This window comes from Paracoccus sp. J56 (assembly GCF_019633685.1).
GTDB classification, from domain to species: Bacteria; Pseudomonadota; Alphaproteobacteria; order Rhodobacterales; family Rhodobacteraceae; genus Paracoccus; species Paracoccus kondratievae.
This window is the reverse complement of record NZ_JAFL01000027.1, coordinates 14,340-34,637: the sequence shown is the minus strand read 5'-3', so window position 1 is coordinate 34,637 and position 20,298 is coordinate 14,340. Positions and strand designations below refer to the sequence as shown.

The 20,298-nt window shown below is 61.9% G+C and carries 17 protein-coding genes, 1 pseudogene and 1 other annotated feature; of the genes and pseudogenes, 12 read left to right on the top strand and 6 right to left on the bottom strand.

Features of this window, described 5'->3' with window-relative positions:
* A partial coding sequence (locus M511_RS15970) for an IS5 family transposase (RefSeq protein WP_139824603.1) occupies window positions 1-336 on the top strand: 336 nt, incomplete at its 5' end.
* 297 nt (window positions 337-633) lie between these two features.
* Here M511_RS15970 and M511_RS15965 read toward each other — a convergent pair.
* On the bottom strand, window positions 634-1,521 hold the full coding sequence (locus M511_RS15965; protein WP_085502723.1) for a LysR family transcriptional regulator: 888 nt from the start codon (window positions 1,519-1,521) through the stop codon (window positions 634-636).
* A gap of 108 nt (window positions 1,522-1,629) precedes the next feature.
* On the opposite strand from M511_RS15965, the gene M511_RS15960 reads away from it, so the two are divergent.
* The 3 genes from M511_RS15960 (at window position 1,630) to M511_RS15950 (ending at window position 6,034) form a co-directional block, all read left to right on the top strand.
* Window positions 1,630-3,366, top strand: coding sequence for an acyl-CoA dehydrogenase family protein (locus M511_RS15960; RefSeq protein ID WP_085502722.1), 1,737 nt, complete (start codon window positions 1,630-1,632; stop codon window positions 3,364-3,366).
* A complete protein-coding gene (locus M511_RS15955) occupies window positions 3,363-4,547 on the top strand; it encodes a CaiB/BaiF CoA transferase family protein (protein ID WP_085502721.1) in 1,185 nt (394 codons plus the stop codon). Before M511_RS15960 ends, M511_RS15955 begins: the two co-directional genes overlap by 4 nt.
* 92 nt (window positions 4,548-4,639) lie before the next feature.
* Window positions 4,640-6,034, top strand: coding sequence for an MFS transporter (locus M511_RS15950; RefSeq protein ID WP_085502726.1), 1,395 nt, complete (start codon window positions 4,640-4,642; stop codon window positions 6,032-6,034).
* Between the two features lie 298 nt (window positions 6,035-6,332).
* Here the strand turns inward: M511_RS15950 and M511_RS15945 are convergent, their stop codons facing one another.
* The gene (locus M511_RS15945; RefSeq protein ID WP_085502720.1) at window positions 6,333-6,623 is read right to left on the bottom strand and encodes a hypothetical protein; all 291 of its coding nucleotides are present in this window, start codon (window positions 6,621-6,623) and stop codon (window positions 6,333-6,335) included.
* 139 nt (window positions 6,624-6,762) lie between these two features.
* Window positions 6,763-6,820, top strand: a sequence feature (sul1 is cis-regulatory element that is thought to sense ions involved in sulfur or methionine metabolism; They are found in Alphaproteobacteria).
* Between the two features lie 70 nt (window positions 6,821-6,890).
* On the opposite strand from M511_RS15945, the pseudogene M511_RS15940 reads away from it, so the two are divergent.
* Window positions 6,891-7,971 (top strand): annotated as a pseudogene (locus M511_RS15940) (SulP family inorganic anion transporter).
* A 111-nt stretch (window positions 7,972-8,082) separates the two neighbouring features.
* On the opposite strand, the gene M511_RS15935 reads toward M511_RS15940, so the two are convergent.
* Entirely contained in the window at window positions 8,083-9,414 is a 1,332-nt protein-coding gene (locus M511_RS15935; RefSeq protein ID WP_085502719.1) for an aminotransferase-like domain-containing protein, read from the bottom strand.
* A 99-nt stretch (window positions 9,415-9,513) separates the two neighbouring features.
* Between M511_RS15935 and M511_RS15930 the strand changes: the two genes are divergently transcribed.
* The 6 genes from M511_RS15930 (at window position 9,514) to M511_RS15905 (ending at window position 15,621) form a co-directional block, all read left to right on the top strand.
* Complete coding sequence (locus tag M511_RS15930; protein WP_010398765.1) at window positions 9,514-10,458, top strand: hypothetical protein; 945 nt, start codon at window positions 9,514-9,516, stop codon at window positions 10,456-10,458.
* Between the two features lie 13 nt (window positions 10,459-10,471).
* Window positions 10,472-11,350: an ABC transporter substrate-binding protein gene (locus M511_RS15925; protein WP_010398763.1), complete on the top strand. Its 879-nt coding sequence runs from the start codon at window positions 10,472-10,474 to the stop codon at window positions 11,348-11,350.
* Window positions 11,347-12,261 (top strand): amino acid ABC transporter permease, encoded by a 915-nt coding sequence (locus tag M511_RS15920; protein WP_085502718.1) that lies wholly within the window; start codon window positions 11,347-11,349, stop codon window positions 12,259-12,261. Before M511_RS15925 ends, M511_RS15920 begins: the two co-directional genes overlap by 4 nt.
* On the top strand, window positions 12,261-13,025 hold the full coding sequence (locus M511_RS15915) for an amino acid ABC transporter ATP-binding protein (RefSeq protein ID WP_010398760.1): 765 nt from the start codon (window positions 12,261-12,263) through the stop codon (window positions 13,023-13,025). The genes M511_RS15920 and M511_RS15915 overlap by 1 nt, the downstream gene beginning before the upstream one ends.
* A gap of 47 nt (window positions 13,026-13,072) precedes the next feature.
* Complete coding sequence (locus tag M511_RS15910) at window positions 13,073-14,254, top strand: M20 aminoacylase family protein (RefSeq protein WP_010398759.1); 1,182 nt, start codon at window positions 13,073-13,075, stop codon at window positions 14,252-14,254.
* Window positions 14,255-14,925: 671 nt separating this feature from the next.
* Window positions 14,926-15,621 (top strand): spermidine synthase, encoded by a 696-nt coding sequence (locus M511_RS15905; RefSeq protein WP_240547678.1) that lies wholly within the window; start codon window positions 14,926-14,928, stop codon window positions 15,619-15,621.
* Between the two features lie 127 nt (window positions 15,622-15,748).
* Here M511_RS15905 and pheT read toward each other — a convergent pair whose 3' ends face one another.
* Window positions 15,749-18,136 carry a phenylalanine--tRNA ligase subunit beta gene (gene pheT / locus M511_RS15900; RefSeq protein WP_085502715.1) on the bottom strand — a complete coding sequence of 796 codons (2,388 nt, stop codon included), beginning with the start codon at window positions 18,134-18,136 and terminating at the stop codon, window positions 15,749-15,751.
* 128 nt (window positions 18,137-18,264) lie between these two features.
* Between pheT and M511_RS15895 the strand changes: the two genes are divergently transcribed.
* The gene (locus M511_RS15895; protein ID WP_085502714.1) at window positions 18,265-18,576 is read left to right on the top strand and encodes a TM2 domain-containing protein; all 312 of its coding nucleotides are present in this window, start codon (window positions 18,265-18,267) and stop codon (window positions 18,574-18,576) included.
* A 3-nt stretch (window positions 18,577-18,579) separates the two neighbouring features.
* Here the strand turns inward: M511_RS15895 and M511_RS15890 are convergent, their stop codons facing one another.
* Window positions 18,580-19,062 carry a hypothetical protein gene (locus M511_RS15890; RefSeq protein ID WP_010398748.1) on the bottom strand — a complete coding sequence of 161 codons (483 nt, stop codon included), beginning with the start codon at window positions 19,060-19,062 and terminating at the stop codon, window positions 18,580-18,582.
* A 152-nt stretch (window positions 19,063-19,214) separates the two neighbouring features.
* Window positions 19,215-20,297 carry a phenylalanine--tRNA ligase subunit alpha gene (gene pheS / locus M511_RS15885; RefSeq protein WP_010398746.1) on the bottom strand — a complete coding sequence of 361 codons (1,083 nt, stop codon included), beginning with the start codon at window positions 20,295-20,297 and terminating at the stop codon, window positions 19,215-19,217.
* Between the last annotated feature and the right edge of the window lies 1 nt (window position 20,298).

Below are 20,298 nucleotides of genomic sequence, written 5' to 3'. Positions count from 1 at the left end.
TTCGTCACCGCCGGTCAGGTCAGCGACTACATCGGTGCGCGGGCATTGCTGAGCAGCCTGCCGGATGTCGACTGGTTGCTCGGGGACCGCGGTTATGACGCCGACTGGTTCAGGGAAGCGTTGAAAGACAGGGGCATACGCGCCTGCATCCCTGGCCGGAAGCAGCGAAAGAAACCGGTGAAATACGACAAGCGCCGATATAAACGCCGCAACCGCATCGAGATCATGTTTGGCAGGCTCAAGGATTGGCGGCGTGTGGCAACACGATACGACCGCTGTCCGAAGGTCTTCCTCTCCGCCATCGCCTTAGCGGCGACCGTCATGTTCTGGCTATGATAGCTCAACGAGTCCTGACCCTAACCAGAAAAGACATCGTTGCCAGCACGGATCCTGCTGGCCAGGATCTATCCGTCCTCAGGCCCGAACATGGTACCCCGGCTGGAATTTCGCTGCATTGCGACCTGTCAGCTACGGCCGGCGTTGACGCTGGCCCATTTTTCTGAGGCGGCACCTGAATGCAGAGGTTTGCCCAGGCGATCTGGAAAATGGCTCCGCCAGATGATCCAAGCGCAATGGAATATTCTTTCTGGCGTAATAGCCCACCCCGCATGCCGGGTTGGAAAAACGCGCCATTTAACTCACCCGCTCGGCCGCAAATCTGCTGAACAGCGTCACAAGCTCGTTGCGATTGTCGCGGTGCCATAGCATCGAGACACGGTGCTCGGCCTCGGCCTCTTCAACTTCGATATAGCGGACATTGCTGAATCTGGACCGGCTTAGCGATTGCGGCACCAGTGAGACACCCATGCCCCGACCGACCAGCGCCACCACCGTAAACCAGTGCTGGATATGGTAGCTGGAATAGGGCTGGTTGCCGCAACCGGCCAGCAGGCTGACGATCTTATCATAGAATTGCGGCGCGAATTCGCGGGAAAACAGCAAGACCCGCTCCCCCTCAAGATCAGCAAGCCGGACCCGCCCGCGTCTCGCAAGGCGGTGGTCGCGGGGAACGCAGCACATCAGGCGCTCGGTCTCAAGCACATGTTCCGCGATCTGATCGGGCAGGCTGACCGAATGGACAAAGCCCAGATCAATGCTGCGGTTCATCAGCCCCTCGATCTGCTTGATCGTGTTCATCTCGCGCAGTTGCAGCTCGACATCGACGTAGGCCTCGTGAAACTCTTTCAGCGTCGTGTCGAGGTTGCGAAACAGCATCGAGGGCACAAAGGCCACCGTCAGCCGGCCCGAGATCGTCTGCGCGGTTTGCGCGGCCTCGACCTCAGCCGCTTCTAGCTGGGCAAGGATCTGTCGCACATTCTGGGCATAAAGCCGTCCCGCCGGTGTCAGCCGCACGCCGCGCTGATTCCGTTGCAGCAGTTCAAAGCCCAGCTTTTGCTCCAGCTGTTTGAGGCTCGCGCTGAGCGGTGGCTGAGAAATGTGCAATCTTTCGGCCGCCCGGCCAAAGTGCAGCTCTTCGGCCAGAACCAGAAAGTAACGCAATTGTCGCAGGGTAACGGTCATGCCTGATCCGTGATATGGTTTTACGTATCGTATATTAGGTAAATAGTATTAGAAAAGATATACCCGGCTATGGCTCTTCTTTGTTGAATTCGATGGGGGGAGGCTGTGATGTCCGCCGAAATCTACCGCAATATTCCTGACAGTGTTGGCATGAACGTCTTTTCCGCCGATCCGGCCATGGCGGACCTGCTGCGCATCTATCTGCCGTCGGACATCCTGCCCACCGTCCTGCGTGAGGCCGACCGCATGGGCCATCTGGTCGGTGGCTGGCTGGAAGAGCTGGCTTTGGTTGCCGACAAGAACCCGCCGGTGCTGCATATCCGCGCCCGCAACGGTGCCCCGGTCGAGCGGATCGAAAAGCACCCCGCCTATGAGGCGCTTGAGGATGTCGCCTTTGGCGAGTTCGGGCTGGCTGCGATGTCGCATCGCCCGGGTGTTTTCGGGCTCGACACCAAACTGCCGCCGCTGGTCAAATATGCGCTGGTCTATCTGTTCGTGCAGGCCGAATTCGGGCTTTGCTGTCCGCTGTCGATGACCGATTCCCTGACCCGCACGCTGGTCAAGTTCGGCTCTCAGGACCTGATCGACCGCTATTTCGACCAGCTGACCAGTCAGGACATGGACGAGCTGTTTCAGGGCGCCATGTTCATGACCGAGCAGATCGCGGGGTCGGATGTCGGAGCGATCGACACCATTGCCCGGCAAGAGAATGGTGAGTGGAAGCTTTACGGCGACAAGTGGTTCTGCTCGAACCCTGATGCCGCGCTGGCGATGGTTCTGGCGCGTCCCGAGGGCGGCGAGGGCGGCACGCGTGGTCTGACCCTGTTCCTGCTGCCGCGCATTTTGCCGGACGGGCGCAAGAACGACTATCGGATCCTGCGGCTTAAGGACAAGATGGGCACCCGCTCGATGGCCAGCGGCGAAATTGCGCTTGAGGGGGCAACCGCCTATATCGTTGGTGATCCCGGCCGTGGCTTTAAGCACATGACCGACATGATCAACAATTCACGGCTGGCGAATGGTGTCCGCTCGGCCGGGCTGATGCGCCGTGCGGTGAATGAGGCGGTGTTCATCGCAACCAACCGTACTGCGTTCGGCAAGCGGCTGATCGACCTGCCGCTGATGCGCCGCCAGCTCAGCAAGATGCTGCTGACGGCAGAGCAGGGCCGTTCGATGGTGTTCCACACTGCGCGCGTTCTGGATGCAGCCGACCGTGGGGCCGAGAACATGGCCAAGGTGCTGCGGATCATGACGCCGCTGGTCAAGTTCCGCACCTGCCGCGATGCCCGCAAGGTGACGGGCGACGGAATGGAGGTGCGCGGCGGCTGTGGTTATATTGAGGAATGGTCGGATGCCCGCGTCCTGCGCGACGCGCATCTTGGCTCGATCTGGGAAGGGACCAGCAACATCGTCGCGCTGGATGTGGCCCGGGCGGTGCGGCGCGAGGACGCCCTGACCGCGCTTGAAAGCTATCTCACCGGCCTGAACGAAGAAACGCAGTCCATCCTTGGTCCGCAACCGGCCATCACCGATGCATTTAAACGCTCGGCCGACCTGCTGCATGCCGTTGCCCATGATCCCGCGCGCGAGATCGAAACGCGACAGGCCGCCAGCGCGGTTTATAACGCCACCTCGTCTGTGGTCATGGCCTGGGAAAGCGCCCGCCAGTCGGAAATGACAAATGAGCGCAGCACAGACCGGCTGACCCTGGCCCATGGTGTGCTGCGCCACAAGCTGAGCAGCCGCGATCCGCTGGATACGGTGCAGGGCGCCGCGGATGACGAGCTGATCTCGCTGGTGTACACGACGCTTGGGGATGCCGAAATCGCAGAGGCCGCAGAATGACCGGTGCGCTGCACGGGATCCGCGTGATCGACGTCAGCCGGATCCTCGGCGGGCCTTATGCGGGACAGGTGCTTGGGGATCACGGCGCTGACGTTATCAAGGTCGAGCCGCCGGCAGGCGATGATACCCGGACCTGGGGCCCTCCGTTTCAGGGGGATACCGCGTCCTATTTCCTTGGGCTGAACCGGAACAAACGCGCGATCGCGCTGGACCTGCGCAAGCCCGAGGGGCGCGAGGTGTTGCTGCGCCTGCTGGAAGATGCCGATGTGCTGCTGGAAAACTACAAGACCGGCACGCTTGAGGCATGGGGCATCGGCCACGATGTGCTGGCCGAGAGGTTCCCGCGCCTGATCCATTGCTGTGTGACGGGTTTTGGTGCCGACGGCCCCTTTGGCGGGCTGCCGGGCTATGACGCCATCCTGCAAGCCATGGGCGGGGTGATGAGCGTGAACGGCCAGGCTGACGGAGAGCCGACACGGGTCGGGCTGCCGGTTGTCGATATGGTGACCGGGCTCAACGCGGTTATCGGCATCATGATGGCGCTGCATGAACGCAACCACAGCGGCAAGGGCCAGTATGTCGAGGCTGCGCTGTTTGATACCTCACTGTCGCTGCTGCATCCCCATGCGGCCAATTATTTCCTTTCGGGCAAGGTGCCGCAGCGCAGTGGCAACAGCCATCCCAACATCGCCCCCTATTCGACCTATGCGACGGGGACGCGGCCGCTTTATCTGGCTGTCGGGAATGACGGACAGTTCCGCAAGCTTTGCCAACTGATCGGTGTGCCCGGACTGCCCGGGGACGCACGTTTTGCGACCAACGCCGACCGGCTCATCAATCGGGACGCCCTGCGCCATGAACTGGAGGCAGCACTGGCCGGGTTCAAGGCCGAGGAACTTGCCCCTCATCTCATCGCTTCGGGCGTACCTGCAGGGCCGGTTCTGGACGTGGCCGAGGCGCTGGCGCTGCCCCATACCGAACATCGCGGCATGGTGGTGCGCAAGGACGGCTATCGCGGCCTTGGCGCCCCGGTAAAGCTGACCCGGACAGGGCCGGATTACCGCGCCGCGCCTCCGGAATTTGCGCAGCATTCAGACGAGATCCTGCGCGAACACGGCTTTTCTGATCAGCAGATCACAGAGCTGCGGGACAGCGGCGTGGCCCCGACCCGCCGCAGATAAACGCTGTTCACCACCACAGGAATGTTCTCAGCTTGCGGCACTGGAAGCCGCAGGCCGACCCGCCCATCGCGCTTGAGGAGGAGGATGCGCCCATGACCAGTAACCCGACCCAGACCCAGACCCAGGCCATCAAGGCCAGGCGTGCTGGCATCGCATCCTTCGTCGGAACGACGATCGAGTGGTATGATTTTTACATCTATGGTCTGGCAGCCTCGCTGGTCTTTGGCGATCTGTTCTTTTCGCCCGATATGGACCGGGGCGTTGCGACCTTGATGTCCTTTGTGACCTTTTGGGTCGGCTTTCTGGCGCGTCCGGTCGGCGGGGTGATCTTTGGTCATCTGGGCGACCGGATCGGGCGCAAGACGACGCTGGTCATCACATTGTTGATGATGGGGCTGGCGACCACCTGTATCGGGTTGTTGCCGACCTATGGCTCGATCGGGGTCATGGCGCCCGTGCTGCTGGTGCTCTTGCGCTTTATCCAGGGCGTTGCGGTTGGCGGTGAATGGGGCGGTGCGGTTCTGATCGCCAGCGAGAACGCGCCCAAGGGTAAAAGCGTGCTTTATTCCGCCTTTGCTCAGCAGGGTGCTCCGGCAGGGAACCTGTTGGCGATTGGCGTTTTCTTCCTGCTCAGCATGGCTGATACGCCCGATTTCCTGCTGAACGGCGGGTGGCGCGTTCCGTTCCTGCTGTCTTCGGTCCTGATCGCGATCGGCCTGATCATCCGGCTGAGCATCGAGGATGCGCAGGATGTGCGCAAGCTGCTGAAAGAGAACCGCGAGCAGAATGTTCAGCCGGTACGCGAGGCGATCCGGGGTCATTGGCCGCTGATCCTGCTTGGCGCGGGCACGCTGCCGATCATCTATGTGACATATATCAAGACCAGCTTTGCGCTGTCTTGGGCGACCAAGACGCTGGGCTATGATTCAGGCACGTTCCTAAGCCTGATTTCGGTCGCGGTGATTGTGCAGTGCATCACTCAGCCCTTTGGCGCGATCCTGATGAACCGCATGGATATGCGCAAGGCGGTGCTGATGTTCACTGTGCCCGAGTTCTTTCTGGTGCCGCTGATGTTTTACGGCATCTACAGCATGAACTATTGGTTCGCGATGATCACCATGGCGCTCGCGACCATTCCGCACGGCATGTACTATGGCGCGATTGCCGGCGTGCTGGCGCGCGCCTTTCCTGCCCGGGTGCGCTATTCGGGCCTGTCGCTTGCAAACCAGCTGGGCGCGGTGACGGTCGGCGGTGGTACCCCCGTGTTGTTGCAGTTCCTGCTGAACAAGACCGGCAGCATCATCCCGGTCGCCATTGTTTCGGGCGGCTATGCGCTGGTGTCGCTGATTTGCGTGCTGATCGTGCTGCGGATGACCGGAACGGATGCGCGTGAGCTTTCGAATGCCGAGCGTGAGGATGCCGAAGATCTGGCGGGCCTCTCTGCCCTGACGGCAGAGCCGGCGGGCGTGGTCCGGACCGCTTCGTAAGCCAAGGCGCTGCTGCCGGTTCGATGCCCGTACCGGCAGTGGCCTTTCACGGCGGCGTCAGGACAGCGCGGCCTGTCTTGCCCGGTTTTTGCCCGGGCCAGTGATTGCCAATATCACCTTACGGACAGGGGGTGAGACCGGGCACGCGGCGCTCTGTCCGAATCGGCGTCGGCCATTTTCCCCGATCGGGCACCGGGGGTATTCCGTGAACCATAACGGGCCGGCAAGCGCGGACCTGTAAGGTATGAGCCTGCCGCGTAACGGGGTAAGCACCTGCTGCAGATCGGTGTGCAGCTCGTTATCGGGTGGGAAAAAACATCGGCATGATGACGACACCGACGATCAGCAGCGCCCAGCATGCCCATGGGTACCATGCGGCAAGGGCTGCCCGGCGTTGCTGATCTTTCAACGGAAAGACCGTCAGCCACAGCAACACCGCCCCCAGCGCATAGGCGGCATAGACAACCCATTCACGGACATGGACGACGCGGCCCGCGGGCCAGTTTGCCTCTTGATAGGCGGTTGTATGCGCGACCAGCAGGATGAACAGCAGTGAGCTGACGCTGTTTATGATGGCGGTAAATGGCAAAGCCTTGGCTCCGGCAGTTGGTTTCGCGACAAGCTCTTTAAGCCGGATGGTCGGTGCGCGCCATCGCTGACCCGGGCTTTGGTGCTGCCTTCGCGTCCTGGCATTCTGGCCGGCATTCTTTATGCGGTGCGCCATTTAACATGGAGCAGGGTGAAATTTCCGGCTGGGTTTTCCGGCCGCCTGTCCGCCGGACAACCCGAACCTATACCAAGGACTGGATATCGACATGGCCCGTTCCGGGGCTCTGATCGGTCAGGAACGGATGACATGCTTGCTTTTGGCACTTACCGGGCTGAATGGTCCGGCAATGTCCGGGGCGATCTGCTGTCCGGGCCGGTCGTCGCACTGGCGCCGATCCCCAAGGCCATCGCCTTTTCCACCATAGCCGGCGTCGACCCCAAGATGGGGGTTTACGCCAGCTTTTCCATCGCGGTGCTGATCGCCCCTGCCGGTGGCCGGTCGGGCATGATCTCGGCCGCGATTGCTGCGACGGCGGTTTTGATGGTCACACTCGTACGCGATCACGGGTGCTGACGCTGCAGATGCTGCTGATCATCCCGCCCTATTCGGCAGCCATCGCCGTGGTGGGCTGCCGGAAAGCCTGATGACGCAGAGCCTGATCCGATACGAGATCCGACCGCAATCAGGAATGTATCGGGCAGGGTATCGCCAATGCCGCTACCGGCTTTATCGGTGGCATGGCAGGTTGTGCGATGATCGGGCAAAGCATGATCAATGTGAAATACGGCGGGCGCGGCAGGCTATTGCCCTTTGTCGCCGGTTTGTGCTGCTGATTCTTGTGGCCTTTCTGGGGGAATGGGTGGCGCAGATCCCGATGCCCGCATTGGTGGCCGTGATGATCGTGGTGTCGGCCCGCACATTCTCGTGGTCGTCGCTTGGGAACCTCAGAACCCATCCGCGGTCCTCTTCTGTGGTGATGCTGGCGATGATGGCGGCGGTGGTCCGGACCTATAACCTTGCCATCGGAGTGCTGCTGTCTGGGATATTTTTTGCTGCCAGGATCGCCCATCTGTTCCGGGTCACCACTCAACCCGGATAGCCGGGTGCGCGGCTATGTGATCGAGGGCCGGTTGCTTTACCGTTCGGTCGAAGCGTTCATGAATGCCTTGCCCTTGGTGCAGCGGCAAAAAAGGTGATCATCGACATCAGCCGCGCCCATATCCGGGACACTTCCTCGGTGCAGGCGCTGGACTCGGCGATCCTGAAGTTCCGCCGTAACGCGGCAGAGGTCGAGGTTGTCGGCATGAACCAAGCCTCTGAGACCATCGTGGATAAGCTTGCCATTCACGACAAGCCCGGCGCGATGGACAGTCTGATGGCGCATTGACCAAGGGTGCGATGGCCGGGGGGCCTGCTTTCGGGGTCTTTGGCCAGTTCTATTACCGCTGATATTCTGGCAAATACGCTGGTAAGGCGCAGACCTGCCCTTTCTGCTCGATCAGCCGGCAGGACCGCAGGCCAGCGCAAGCGCGTCCGCGATCCGGTCATAGTCCTTTGAGATGATCCCGGTCGCCACGCGGATATGAGGTTCGTTGCGCAAAGACATGCGGCTGCCCGGCATGACCGCAATTCCATGCGCGGCCAGCGTGATCATTGCAAAGGATTCTTCTGACACGCGCATCCAAGTGGCAAGCCCTGCGCCAAGCCGATGCGTTATCCCCCGCGTTTGCAGGGCGTGGGAAAGGGTGCGGTTGCGTTCGGCATAGGTCTGTTTGGCGTGCGCGATTACCTCGGCGGTTTGGGAGTCCCGCAGCAGCCAGGCGGTGGCTGATTGCAGGATGCGGCTGGTCCAGCCCGAATTGAAGCTGCGATAGGCGCGCAGTCGCGCCACCAGGTCGGCATTGGCCGAAAGCACGGCAAGCCTCAGGTCGGGGCCATATGGTTTGGAAAAGGATAGAATATGGGTGGTGCGGTCCGGAAAGCGGCTGCCCAACGACTGTGGCGGGTTGGTGGACAGCCCCCCAAGGCCGTCATCCTCGATGATCGCGGTGTCCGCATTCGCCAGAACGTCGCCCAGCTGTCGCAGCCGCTGGGGCGTCAGTTCATATCCCGTGACAGAGTTGAGCCTGGGCTGGAACAGGAAAGCTGCAGGGCGCTTTTCCATCACGCGGGCCAGCATGTCGGGCCGGGGTCCCTGGCCATCATTGGCAACGGGCACGATGATCGCGCCCAGATGTTCAAGAATGTCCAGATGGCGCATCGGTGTCGGGTCCTCGACCGCGACAACTGCATCCGACAGGCTCAGGGCACCCAGAACCATGTGAACCGCGCTATAGCCGCCGTTCACAGCCAGCATCGCCTCTGGCTGATAGGGCCATTGGTTTCGCAGAACCTCTTCCAGTTCGGGCTGCACCTGAACCCGGCTGTAGTTGTTCAGACCCTGCGCCCGGGCCCCATAAGCCAACGCGGCCTCAAGCGGCGGCAACAGGGCTGTGTCGGGAACGGCGAAAGACAGGTCCAGCACCCCGGAGCCATAGCGCCCGGCCGAGGCAAAGCGGGTGGGCTGGGTCATCACCGGCCGATCGGCGACGCGGATGCCATTCCGACCGCGCCCCTCCAGCACCGAACGCTTACGCAAATCGCTCCATGCAGCAGAGACGGTCGCCGGGCTGATCCCCAGCACAAAGGCGATGTCGCGGACCGGGGGCAGGCGCGCGCCATGCGGAATAACGCCCGCTCGAATCAGGGCGCGAACATGCATGGCAATGCCACGAGCTGATGGATCGCCCAGATTTTGGGCAATTTTCTCGACCGCAACCGGTTCTTCCACAAGCCAAACTCTGTCTTTAAATGTTCAGTAACATAAAATCTATTGATCAGCAGCAGTCAAACAAAAAATACTCATGGAGGAATTAAGAAAGGCCACATCTTGCTGACACTGCGCATCGCCCTTCGCGATTGGGATTACATTACGCCTCTGGTTCTTGGTGAGGTTGCTTCTGAAAAGCTGAAACTGATCGTCGATCGTGTCGGCACATTGGTGCCCCATGTCGGGCGCAGCGATTATGACGTGGCCGAGACTTCGTTCAGCCGCTACGCGCAGCTGTGCCACGACGGCGACGACAGCATCACCGGCATTCCCAATTTCATCATGCGCGGTTTCCGTAATCGCTGCGTCATTACCCGCAATGACGGCCCGACCTCATTTGCCCAGTTGAAGGGGGGCCGTATCGGCGTCACCGGCTGGCGCGACAGTGGCAATACCTGGACGCGGGCCGTGCTGCGCCGTGATGGCGTCGGGGTCGAGGATGCGTTCTGGTATGCGGGGCGGCTGACCGAAACACATCCGATCACCGATCGTCTGGACGGCTTTGGCCGCCCTGGGCGTATCGAGGCTTGCCCCGATGAGCGGCCTATGGCCGACCTGCTGAGAGAGGGGTTTCTGGACGCGATTTTCACCCCCTTCATGCCCGCGGGGTTTTTTGCGCCCGACAGCGGATTGCGTCAGGTCCAGACCGATTTTCGCGCTGCGGAAAAGGCTTATCTGGATGATGTCGGATATGTCCCCGGCATGCATCTGATCAGCATCAAATCCGGGATCGCCGATGCCCATCCCTGGGTTGCGCAGGAAATCTCGGACATGCTCGATACCTCGCAGCGTATCTGGGATGAAAAGCGCCAGAAATACGCGGATACGACCCCGTGGCTTTTTGACGAGCTGCGCCGCTGTAAAGCCGACCTTCCCGCGGGTTGGAACGCCAGTGGCGTGAATGAGAATATGCGGATGATCAACGATTTTGCGCAAGAGCTGCATCAGCAGGGCATCATGCCCCGCGTGCTGAGCGCCGCTGAACTATTTCCCCGTTTTGTCTGACAGGAGAGAAACAATGAAAACCTTCGCCGCTGCCCTGATTTCGGGTGCTGTACTGGCATCTGCTGCCGCTGCTCAGGATCTGCCTGAAGTCACCATGGATCAGTCGCTTCACGACCGGTTGCCGCAGAAAATCCGCGACGCCGGTTCGATGATTTCGGTGAACAACGGCTCTTTCCCTCCCTATGAAATCGTCGAGGGAACGAAAATGACCGGGGCCAGCGCCGACATGACCGATGCCCTGGGCAAATTGCTGGGGGTCGAGATCCGCCATGAAACGGTGGGCGGCCTGCCCGCGCTGCTGACCGGGGTGAACTCGGGCCGATACCAGTTCGCTTTCGGCCCGGTGGGGGATTACAAACCCCGTCAAGAGAACAACGATTTCGTGGACTGGGTTCAGGAGTTCGTGGTCTTTGCGGTGAAAAAAGGCAATCCGCATGGCATCGTTTCGCTGGATACCGCCTGTGGCAAGCGTATCTCGGTCATGGCGGGCGGCTCGGCTGAACGGGTGATCCAAGCCCAAAGCGCCCGCTGCGCCGAAGAGGGCAAGGACGCGATCAAGGTCCAGTCCTATACCGACCAGCCCCAGTCGGTCCTGGCGGTGCGGTCGAACCGTGCCGACGCCTTCTTTTCCTCGCAAGCGCCGCTGACCTATTTCGTCCAGCAGGCTGGCGGAGATCTTGAGCTGACGGGCGTTGGCCAATCGAACGGCTTTGACGACATTTTTCAGGGCGCGGTCGTTCCAAAAGGGTCAGAGCTGGGTCCGGTCCTGACCGATGCCATGGCCGAACTGATGAAAAACGGCACCTATGAGGCGATCATGCGCAAATGGGGTCTTGAGAATAACATGATCGAGACCCCCGGCATGAACCTGGGCGGAGATATTCCGCGATGATCGGCAAAGACAGGGTAAACTCTGCCAAAGCCGGGGACGTCACCTTTCGCGACGTGTCTACGGCGCACCAGCAATTCAGGTGGGGCAAGACGGCTCTGTGGCTGATTGTCGTGCTGCTGGCGGCTGATTTCCTCTGGGCCATCGCCAATAATGAGAATTTCGGCTGGGCCACGATACGCGAGTATTTCTTTCACCCCGAGGTCGTCGCCGGTCTGTGGGTTTCGCTGGGCCTGACGGTCGTTGCCATGATCCTGGGGACAATCCTTGGACTGATCCTTGCGGTCATGCGGCTGTCCGACGATAGTCTGGCAAATGGTCTGGCGGGGATCTACATCTGGTTTTTCCGGGGAACGCCGCTGCTGGTGCAGCTGATTTTCTGGTATAACCTTTCGACGCTTTTCCCGACGCTGGGGATCAACCTCTTTGGTCTCGGCCTTGGCGGATGGGACACCAACAGCGTCATTACCCCGCTGACGGCCGCAATCCTTGGTCTTGCGCTGAACGAGGCCGCTTATATGGCCGAGATCATCCGGGGCGGGCTGCTGTCGGTCGACAAGGGGCAGGCGGAAACCGCATCGGCATTCGGCATGACCCGGGGGCGCGCGCTGCGCCGTATCGTGATCCCGCAGGCCATGCGCGCCATCGTTCCGCCGACCGGGAATCAGCTGATTTCGATGGTCAAGGCGACCTCGCTGGTCAGCGTGATTGCCATGTCGGACCTGCTATATGCTGTGCAGTCTATCTATAACCGCACCTTTGACATCGTGCCGATGCTGCTGGTTGCGGTGTTCTGGTACCTGATCATCACCTCGGTGCTGAACATCGGGCAGGGCTATATCGAACGCTATTATGGCCGCAGCGACCGCCGCAACAGCGCGGCTGCGGCCATGCAGCCGACAGGAGAGGTGTGATGACACAACCTATCGTACAGGCCCGCAATGTGCACAAAGCCTATGATCAGCTAGAGGTCCTGAAAGGCATCGACCTTGATGTCGCCCCCGGAGAGGTGGTCGTCATGCTGGGGCCGTCCGGCTCGGGCAAGTCTACCTTTCTGCGTTGCATCAACCATCTGGAATCGATCCAGCAAGGCGCGATTTTGGTTGATGGAGAGCAGATGGGCTACCGGCTGCAGGGCGACAAGCTGCTAAAGCTTTCTGAGAACGCGATTGCGCGCCAGCGGCGTAAAATCGGCATGGTGTTCCAAAGCTTTAACCTATACCCGCATATGACGGTGCTGCAGAACATCATCGAGGCACCGGTTGGCATTCATGGGGAAAGCCGGGCGGATGCCACAGCCCATGCCATGCAGCTGCTGAACCGTGTCGGGCTGGCCGATAAGGCCCCGGCCTATCCGCGACAGCTTTCCGGTGGGCAGCAACAGCGGGTCGCCATCGCGCGTGCTCTGGCCATCCGGCCCAAGCTTATGCTGTTTGATGAACCGACCTCGGCGCTGGATCCCGAACTGGTGGGTGAGGTTCTGGCCACTATGCGCGATCTGGCCGCGCAGGGCCTGACCATGATCGTGGTCACCCATGAGATCGGCTTTGCACGCGAGGCCGCCGACCGCGTTGTCTTTATGGACGGCGGGGTTGTGGTCGAGCAGGGCCGCCCCGGGGATGTGCTGGTCAATCCGCGCCATCCGCGGACGCAGGCCTTTCTGTCGCGCTTTATCTGACGAAATGCCGTGCGGTATGGCGCGGCGCCAATCTGACTGGAACCCAAATGCTCAAAGACAACGCCTATGCGCGGCTCTCGGATTTCGAGGACAAGAAAGACGAACTGACGGCAATTCGCCATCATCTGCATCAGAACCCCGAGCTTTCGCATCAAGAGGCTGAAACCGCCCGCTTTGTCGCCGGCAAGCTGGAAAGCTGGGGTTACGAGGTGACACGGGGCGTCGGCGGCCATGGGGTTGTGGCGCGGATGACGGCGGGTTCGGGTACGCGCTCGATCGCGGTGCGGGCAGATATGGACGCGCTGCCAATCACCGAGGCGACAGGGGCAGGCCATGCATCGCGCGTGCCCGGCGTCATGCATGCCTGCGGGCATGACGGTCACACCACCGTATTGCTGGGGGCGGCCGAGTATCTGGCGCGCACCCGCCGGTTCAACGGCACCGTCACGCTGATCTTTCAGCCTGCGGAAGAGGCTGGCGACGATTGCGGCGCAAAGCGCATGATCGCCGACGGGTTGTTTGAAAGATTTCCGTTCGATGCGATCTTTGGTCTGCACAATCACCCGGGCGCGCCAGCGGGGACGATACTGACCCGCAGCGGCCCGCTGATGGCAGCAAGCGACGCAGCGGTGATCCGGATCAAGGGCAAGGGCGGCCATGCCTCGCGACCGCACCTGACGGTCGATCCGATCGTCGTCGCCTGTCAGATCGTTGTCGCCCTGCAAACCGTGGTGTCGCGCAGCGTCGATCCCACCAAGGCGGCGGTCGTCACCGTCGGCACCATCCATGCGGGTGAGGCGGTCAATGTGATCCCTGAAACCGCCGAATTCGCCATCTCAATCCGCAGCTTTGAACCCGAGGTCAGGGCGACCCTGAAACGGCGGATCACCGCGATCGTCGAGGCCGTGGCCCAGGGCTTCGACGCGGTTGCGACGATTGACTATGACGAAGGGCACCCGGTCGTATGCAACAGCGAGGCCGAGAACGAATTCGCCACAGAGGTCGCGCGGGAACTGATCGGGGCCGAAAATGTCCGCCTGTGCCCGCTGATCCCGGGCAGTGAGGATTTTGCGCATTTCCTTGAGCACAAGCCGGGCGCGTTCTTGCGTCTTGGCAACGGCGAGGATTCGGCCATCCTGCACAGCCCGAACTATGACTTCAACGATGCAAGCCTGACGACAGGTGCGGCGCTATGGGCGCGGCTGGTCGAGCGCTGGCTGGACGCCTGAGCGTTTTAAGCGGCATGGGGGCAGATCGGGCGGCGGACCTGATCGTCCCCTTTGCGCCGGGTCGGACCCGGTGAAGAACGCCTGTCCGCTCGGCCGGGGTATGATCCGAGAACCCGCGGGCCAGCGGGCCATTGCCGATCCGTCAGACGCTCTCCGGTACACTGTCTGCCTCTGCCACTGTTTCGCCATCGTGAGGGCCCATCGGGACACGGGCGATCAGCCGTGTCCCGTCTTGCAGGGGTTTGATTTGCAGCCTGTCCGCGTGCCCGACGGGGGCTTTGGCCTTGCCATCGTCAGGCCCGACATGTTTCCGCACCGGTTCGCCGGGATGGATCACGTCGCCCACGGCATGTGCATTGATGATCAGGCCTTGCCCATTACAGATTACCAGCGCGGACCGCATTGCTTGCCCCCGGGGGCACGGTCCCGCCCCCCAAGGTTGTCAAAATATTCCTGTGGTGCATAATGGCCCGCTCGTGAGCCGTAACCCCGGATATCAAGTTGTCGCAGCTTCTGTTCAACATAACGGCTCTTCATCCCATCCTTATCGGGACCAGGGCGAACAATGTCCTGGGGTTGCTGCGCCACTAAGGCCGGCAACCCTGAATGACATGTGACGCTTTGATTACCCTGCCTTGAGCGGGGTGGATGATCTATTCGGGATGAAATTCATGAACCTCTGGCAGACGATCTCGCGGGTGAACACCGCGACCGGCGACGATATCCATCTGCGACAGCGTGGCGAGATTTTCGAGATCCGCTATAACGGCATCGAGCTGATGTCGAATATCAACCATCATTCAGAGGATCAGCTGGCCCTGCGTCTTTTGCGCCGGATGAACTTTGGTGCCAGAAAGATCCTTATCGCGGGTCTGGGCCTTGGCTATACGCTGCGCGCTGTGCTGGACGTGGCGCGGCGGGATGCCGAGATCACCGTTTGCGAGCTTATTCCCGAGATTGTCGAGTGGAACAGGGGGCCCCTTGCGCATCTGGCCGGTCATCCGCTGGATGATCCGCGCGTAAAGGTGGTGGTCAGCGATATCCGCGACCATCTGGAGCGGGTCTCGGATCAATATGACCTTGTCCTGCTTGATACCGACAACGGCCCCGACATCGTGATCCGCCCCGAAAATACCGAGATATACGGCGAAAACGGTATGCAGGCGGTTCACGCGGCCACCATGACGAAAGGCGTTGTCGCCTTTTGGTCGGCCACCGTCAGCCCCGGCTTTGAAGAGGCGCTGGATACCTTTGGCTGGGAATGGGAACGGGACGACATCGCCCTGATCCCGGGGCGCGTCGATGCGATGCATTACATCTATATCTGCCGGCCTGCTCAGAAAGCCCGCTACGAGCGCGCGGCGTGATCGCCAATCCGCTTGTCATGCGGCCTGCCATTTGCAAGGCCGCATGACGTTATTTGACTGCAAGGCCCGACGCCAACCGCCTGCCGGGCGGATATGGCCGAAGGCGCGGCCCCGGTCGTCCCGTGGTTTAGCTGCGCAGGACGCCGCCGGTCGCCTTGCTGACCTTTTCGACGATCTTGGCGCTGACGGCCTCGATCTCGGCATCGGTCAGGGTCTTTTCGCGCGGTTGCAGGCGCGCGGTGATGGCGATCGACTTTTTGCCGCCTTCAAGCCCGGTGAACTGGTCAAAGACCGTCACCCGTTCGATCAGCGCCTTGTCGGCACCCGCAGCGGCGTTCACCAGCGTCAGCGCCTCGATCTGAGCGTCAACCACAAAGGCAAAGTCGCGCTCGACCGCCGGCAGGTCGGACAGGACCAGCGCCGGACGAGAGGGCGTCTTGACCTTGGGCAGCGGGACGGCCGCGATACGGACCGTAAAGCCGACAGCCGCGCCCTTGATGCCGAAATGGCGTAGCACGCGGGGGTGGATCTCGCCAAAGGTCGCCAGCGTATTCGGCCCAAGCGCGATATTTCCCGCACGACCCGGATGCCACCATTCGTCCAGCTTACGGTTGATCTGGGCCCTGGCCGGGGCACCGATGATCTGAAGGATCGCCTCGGCATCGGCCTTGGCGTCATAGATATCCACCTTGCGGCGCGAACCATAGGGGTCACGCGGTGCGTTCGAGCCGACCAGCAGACCCGAAAGATACAGGTCCTGCTCGCCCGGTTCGCCGCCGTTGAATACCGGTCCGCATTCAAACAGCGCCAGATCGGCAAAGCCGCGCGCCTGATTGCGCGCCGCTGCCGACAGCAGACCCGGCAGCAGATCGGGGCGCATATGCGTCATCTCGCTGCTGATCGGGTTTTCGATCCGCACAGCCTCGGTGCCGCCGCCGAAAAGTGCCGCCGCCTTTTGGTCGATAAAGCTGTAGGTCACGCATTCGTTGTAACCAAGGCTTGCCGCCATGCGCCGCGCCGCCTGTTCACGGCGTTGCAGCGGCGTCAGCACCGGCTGGGGCACACCCGCCTGTGTGCGGGGCAAGGGCTGGCCTTGCAGCTTGGTCAGCGAGGCGATACGCGCGACCTCTTCGACCAGATCGGCGCTGCCCTGAACGTCGGGGCGCCAGCCTGGGACGAATGCCTGATCGCCGTCCAGCCGGAAGCCAAGCGCGGTCAGCGTGGCGCGCTGCTCTGCCTCGGGGATGTCCATGCCCACGAGGCTGCTGACCCGGGCAGGATCAAGGCGATAGCTGCGGGTGGTGTCGGGCACCGCCCCGGCGGTCACGACCTCAGAGGGTTCGCCGCCGCACAGATCAAGGATCATCCGCGTCGCCAGCTCCAGCCCCGGCTGGGTAAAGGCCGGGTCGACGCCCCGTTCAAAGCGGTAGCGCGCGTCCGAGTTGATCTTTAGCGCCCGGCCAGCGGTCGCAATGGCGATCGGGTCCCAATAGGCGCTTTCCAGAAAAACGTTCACCGTTTCTTCCGAGCAGCCGCTATGTTCGCCGCCCATGATGCCGGCAATGCTTTCGGGGCCTGCCTCGTCGGCGATGATCATGGTGCCGGGGGGAAAGGCATAGGTCTTGCCGTCAAGCGCCAGCAGCTCCTCTCCCTCGGTCGAGGGGCGGACGGTCAGATTGCCCCGGATCTTGTCGGCGTCAAAGACGTGCAGCGGCCGGTTCAGATCGAAGGTGAAGAAGTTCGTGACATCGACCAGCGCATTGATCGGCCGCAGCCCGATCGAGACCAGCCGTTTCTGCAGCCATTCGGGCGAGGGTCCGTTTTTCACACCCCGGATCAGCCGGCCCGAGAAGAAGGGCGCTTTCTGCGCCACCTCTGCCGCGATGGTGACATCGATGGGCGATGCGAAGGTGCCGGGGACCGTCGCCTCTTGCACCGGTTTCAGCACGCCCAGACCGCGCGCGGCAAGGTCGCGGGCGATGCCGTGGACGCCAAGCGCGTCGGGCCGGTTCGGGGTGATCTTGATCTCGATCACCGGATCGATCGCCTCGGGGCGGTTCGCGGCCAGCCAGTCGACGAACTTGTCGCCAACCTCGCCCGAGGGCAGCTCGATGATGCCGTCATGTTCATCGGAAAGCTCAAGCTCGCGTTCCGAGGCCATCATGCCATGGCTTTCGATGCCACGAATTTTGCCCACACCCAGCGTCACGTCCAGACCGGGGACATAGTCGCCGGGCTTGGCCAGGACCACTGTGATACCGGCGCGGGCGTTCGGGGCGCCGCAGACGATCTGCTTTTCGCCCTCATCGGTCAGCACGCGGCAAACCCGCAACCGGTCGGCATCGGGGTGCTGCTCTGCATGCAGCACCTTGGCGATGGTAAAGGTGCCCAGTTTTGAGGCGGGGTCGGTGACGCCCTCGACCTCAAGCCCGAGGTCGGTCAGCGCCTCGGCGATTTCTGTCAGCGAGGCCTGGGTGTCGAGATGCTCTTTGAGCCAGGAGAGGGTGAACTTCATGGGGACGGCTCCGTCACGTTTGCGCGTCCCTTAGCGCATGGCGCGGCGAATTGGTAGGGTGGTGCGCCCCTTGTTGCCGTTCTGGCGCGCCCTATATGTTAATCAGATTAACATAGGCATCGCATCGGATGGACACACAAAGGGAACTGCTGATCGAGCAAAGGGTCGCGAATGACGCCAAATCGCCGCTGGTCGCCTATCTGCTGGCGATCCTGCTGTGGGGATTTGGCGCGCATCGCATGTATCTGGGACGCTGGCTTAGCGGGATCTTCATGCTGATGCTCTGGGGTTTTGGCTGGCTGCTGGTGCCGGTGCTGATCGGCTGGCCCATCGCTGGCTTTGTCTGCCTGTGGGCGCTGATCGACCTGTTCCTGATCCCCGGCATGATTCAGGATGACAAGGACGATCTGCGCCGCCGCCTTGGCTCTTTGCTGGGCTAGGGCCTAGCCGGTAAACAGCCCGATGGTGACAAAGATCGCCCCCGCGACCAGCCACGCGGGCTTGTTCCGCGCGGCAAAGGCCCCAAGGGCAAGACAGGGCAGGGCAAGCAGCCACGGCCAGTGGCGCGCAAGTCCCACCGCAATGCCTGTCGCCCAGTCCGGTGCCAGCACCGCCAGCAGAAAGCTGATAAGCGCGAGCAGGCCGAAATAGCAGGTGGCGGCAAGGCCGACCTCAAGCACGCGGCGCTCGGTCTTTTCGTCGTTCCATATCTGCGGACGGGCAAGATAGCTGCGCGACAGGGTGATGATGGTCGCGGCAAGAAAGGTTGCCGAGGCGATGCCCAGCACCGGCAGCAGATAGGCCCGGGTGATGGCCGGGGCGACGGCCGCCCCGCTGTTCACCTGTGCGGCATCGACAAGGCCGAAAAGGCTGATCGAGGCCATGAAGGCCGTGGCATAGGTGGTTAGCGTGGTCGGTTGCGACATGCTGGCCCTTTAGCTGCTGGCGTGGTTTGGGGCGCAGGATAGCCACGCGCGCACGGGCTGTCATCTGACAGGACCGTGCGCGGCGGGTGAACTGCGAACGCCCGCCAGCGGGCCTGCTGACGGGCGTTTTCAGATACTGTGCAGCGGGCAGGTTACCTGCTGAGCCCGCCCGAGATGCTGGGAGCATCGCCTGCGGCAAAGCCGTAATGCCGCAGCCAGCGCAGATCGCTTTCAAAGAATGCGCGCAGGTCGGGGATGCCGTATTTCAGCATGGCGATACGGTCGATACCCATGCCAAAGGCAAAGCCCTGCCATTCCTCGGGGTCGATGCCGCCCGCCGCCAGAACCTTGGGGTGGACCATGCCCGAGCCAAGGATTTCAAGCCAGGATTCGCCCTGGCCGATGGTCAGCTTGCCGCCTTCCCATGAACAGCGGATATCGACCTCGGCCGAGGGTTCGGTGAAGGGGAAGTGGCTGGCGCGGAAACGCAGCTCGACCTCGTCCACCTCAAAAAAGGCGCGGCAGAACTCTTCGAGCGTCCATTTCAGGTTCGCCATCGAGATGCCCTTGCCAAGTGCCAGCCCCTCGACCTGATGGAACATCGGCGTATGGGTCTGGTCCATGTCCATGCGATAGACGCGGCCCGGGCAGATCACGCGGATCGGCGCGCCGCTGGCCTGCATGGCGCGGATCTGTACGGGCGAGGTATGGGTGCGCAGCACATGCGGCGGGCGGCTGTCGCCCCCGGCGCGGGCCATGAAGAACGTGTCGTGTTCCTGTCGTGCGGGATGCTCGGGCGGGATGTTCAGCGCGTCAAAGTTGAACCAGTCGCTTTCGATCTGCGGACCTTCGGCGACGCGAAAGCCCATATCGGCAAAGATCGCGGTGACCTCCTCGGTGACCTGGCTGATGGGGTGGATCGTGCCTTGCGTGCGCGGGCGGCCGGGCAGGGTGACATCCAGCCATTCCTCTTTCAACCGGGCGTCCAGCGCCGCATCCTCAAGCCCTTGTTTGCGGGCGCGCAAGGCGGCGTCGATTTCGTCCTTGAGGCGGTTCAGCTCGGCACCGCGGGTCTGACGCTCTTCCGGCGTCATCCGGCCCAGTTCCTTCATCATGCCGCTGATCTCGCCCTTTTTGCCAAGGGCGGCCAGCCGCACCTGCTCAAGCGCCTCGGCGTCGGCGGCGGTCGAGATACGGTCGAGATAGGACTGGCGAAGGGCGTTCAGGTCGGACATG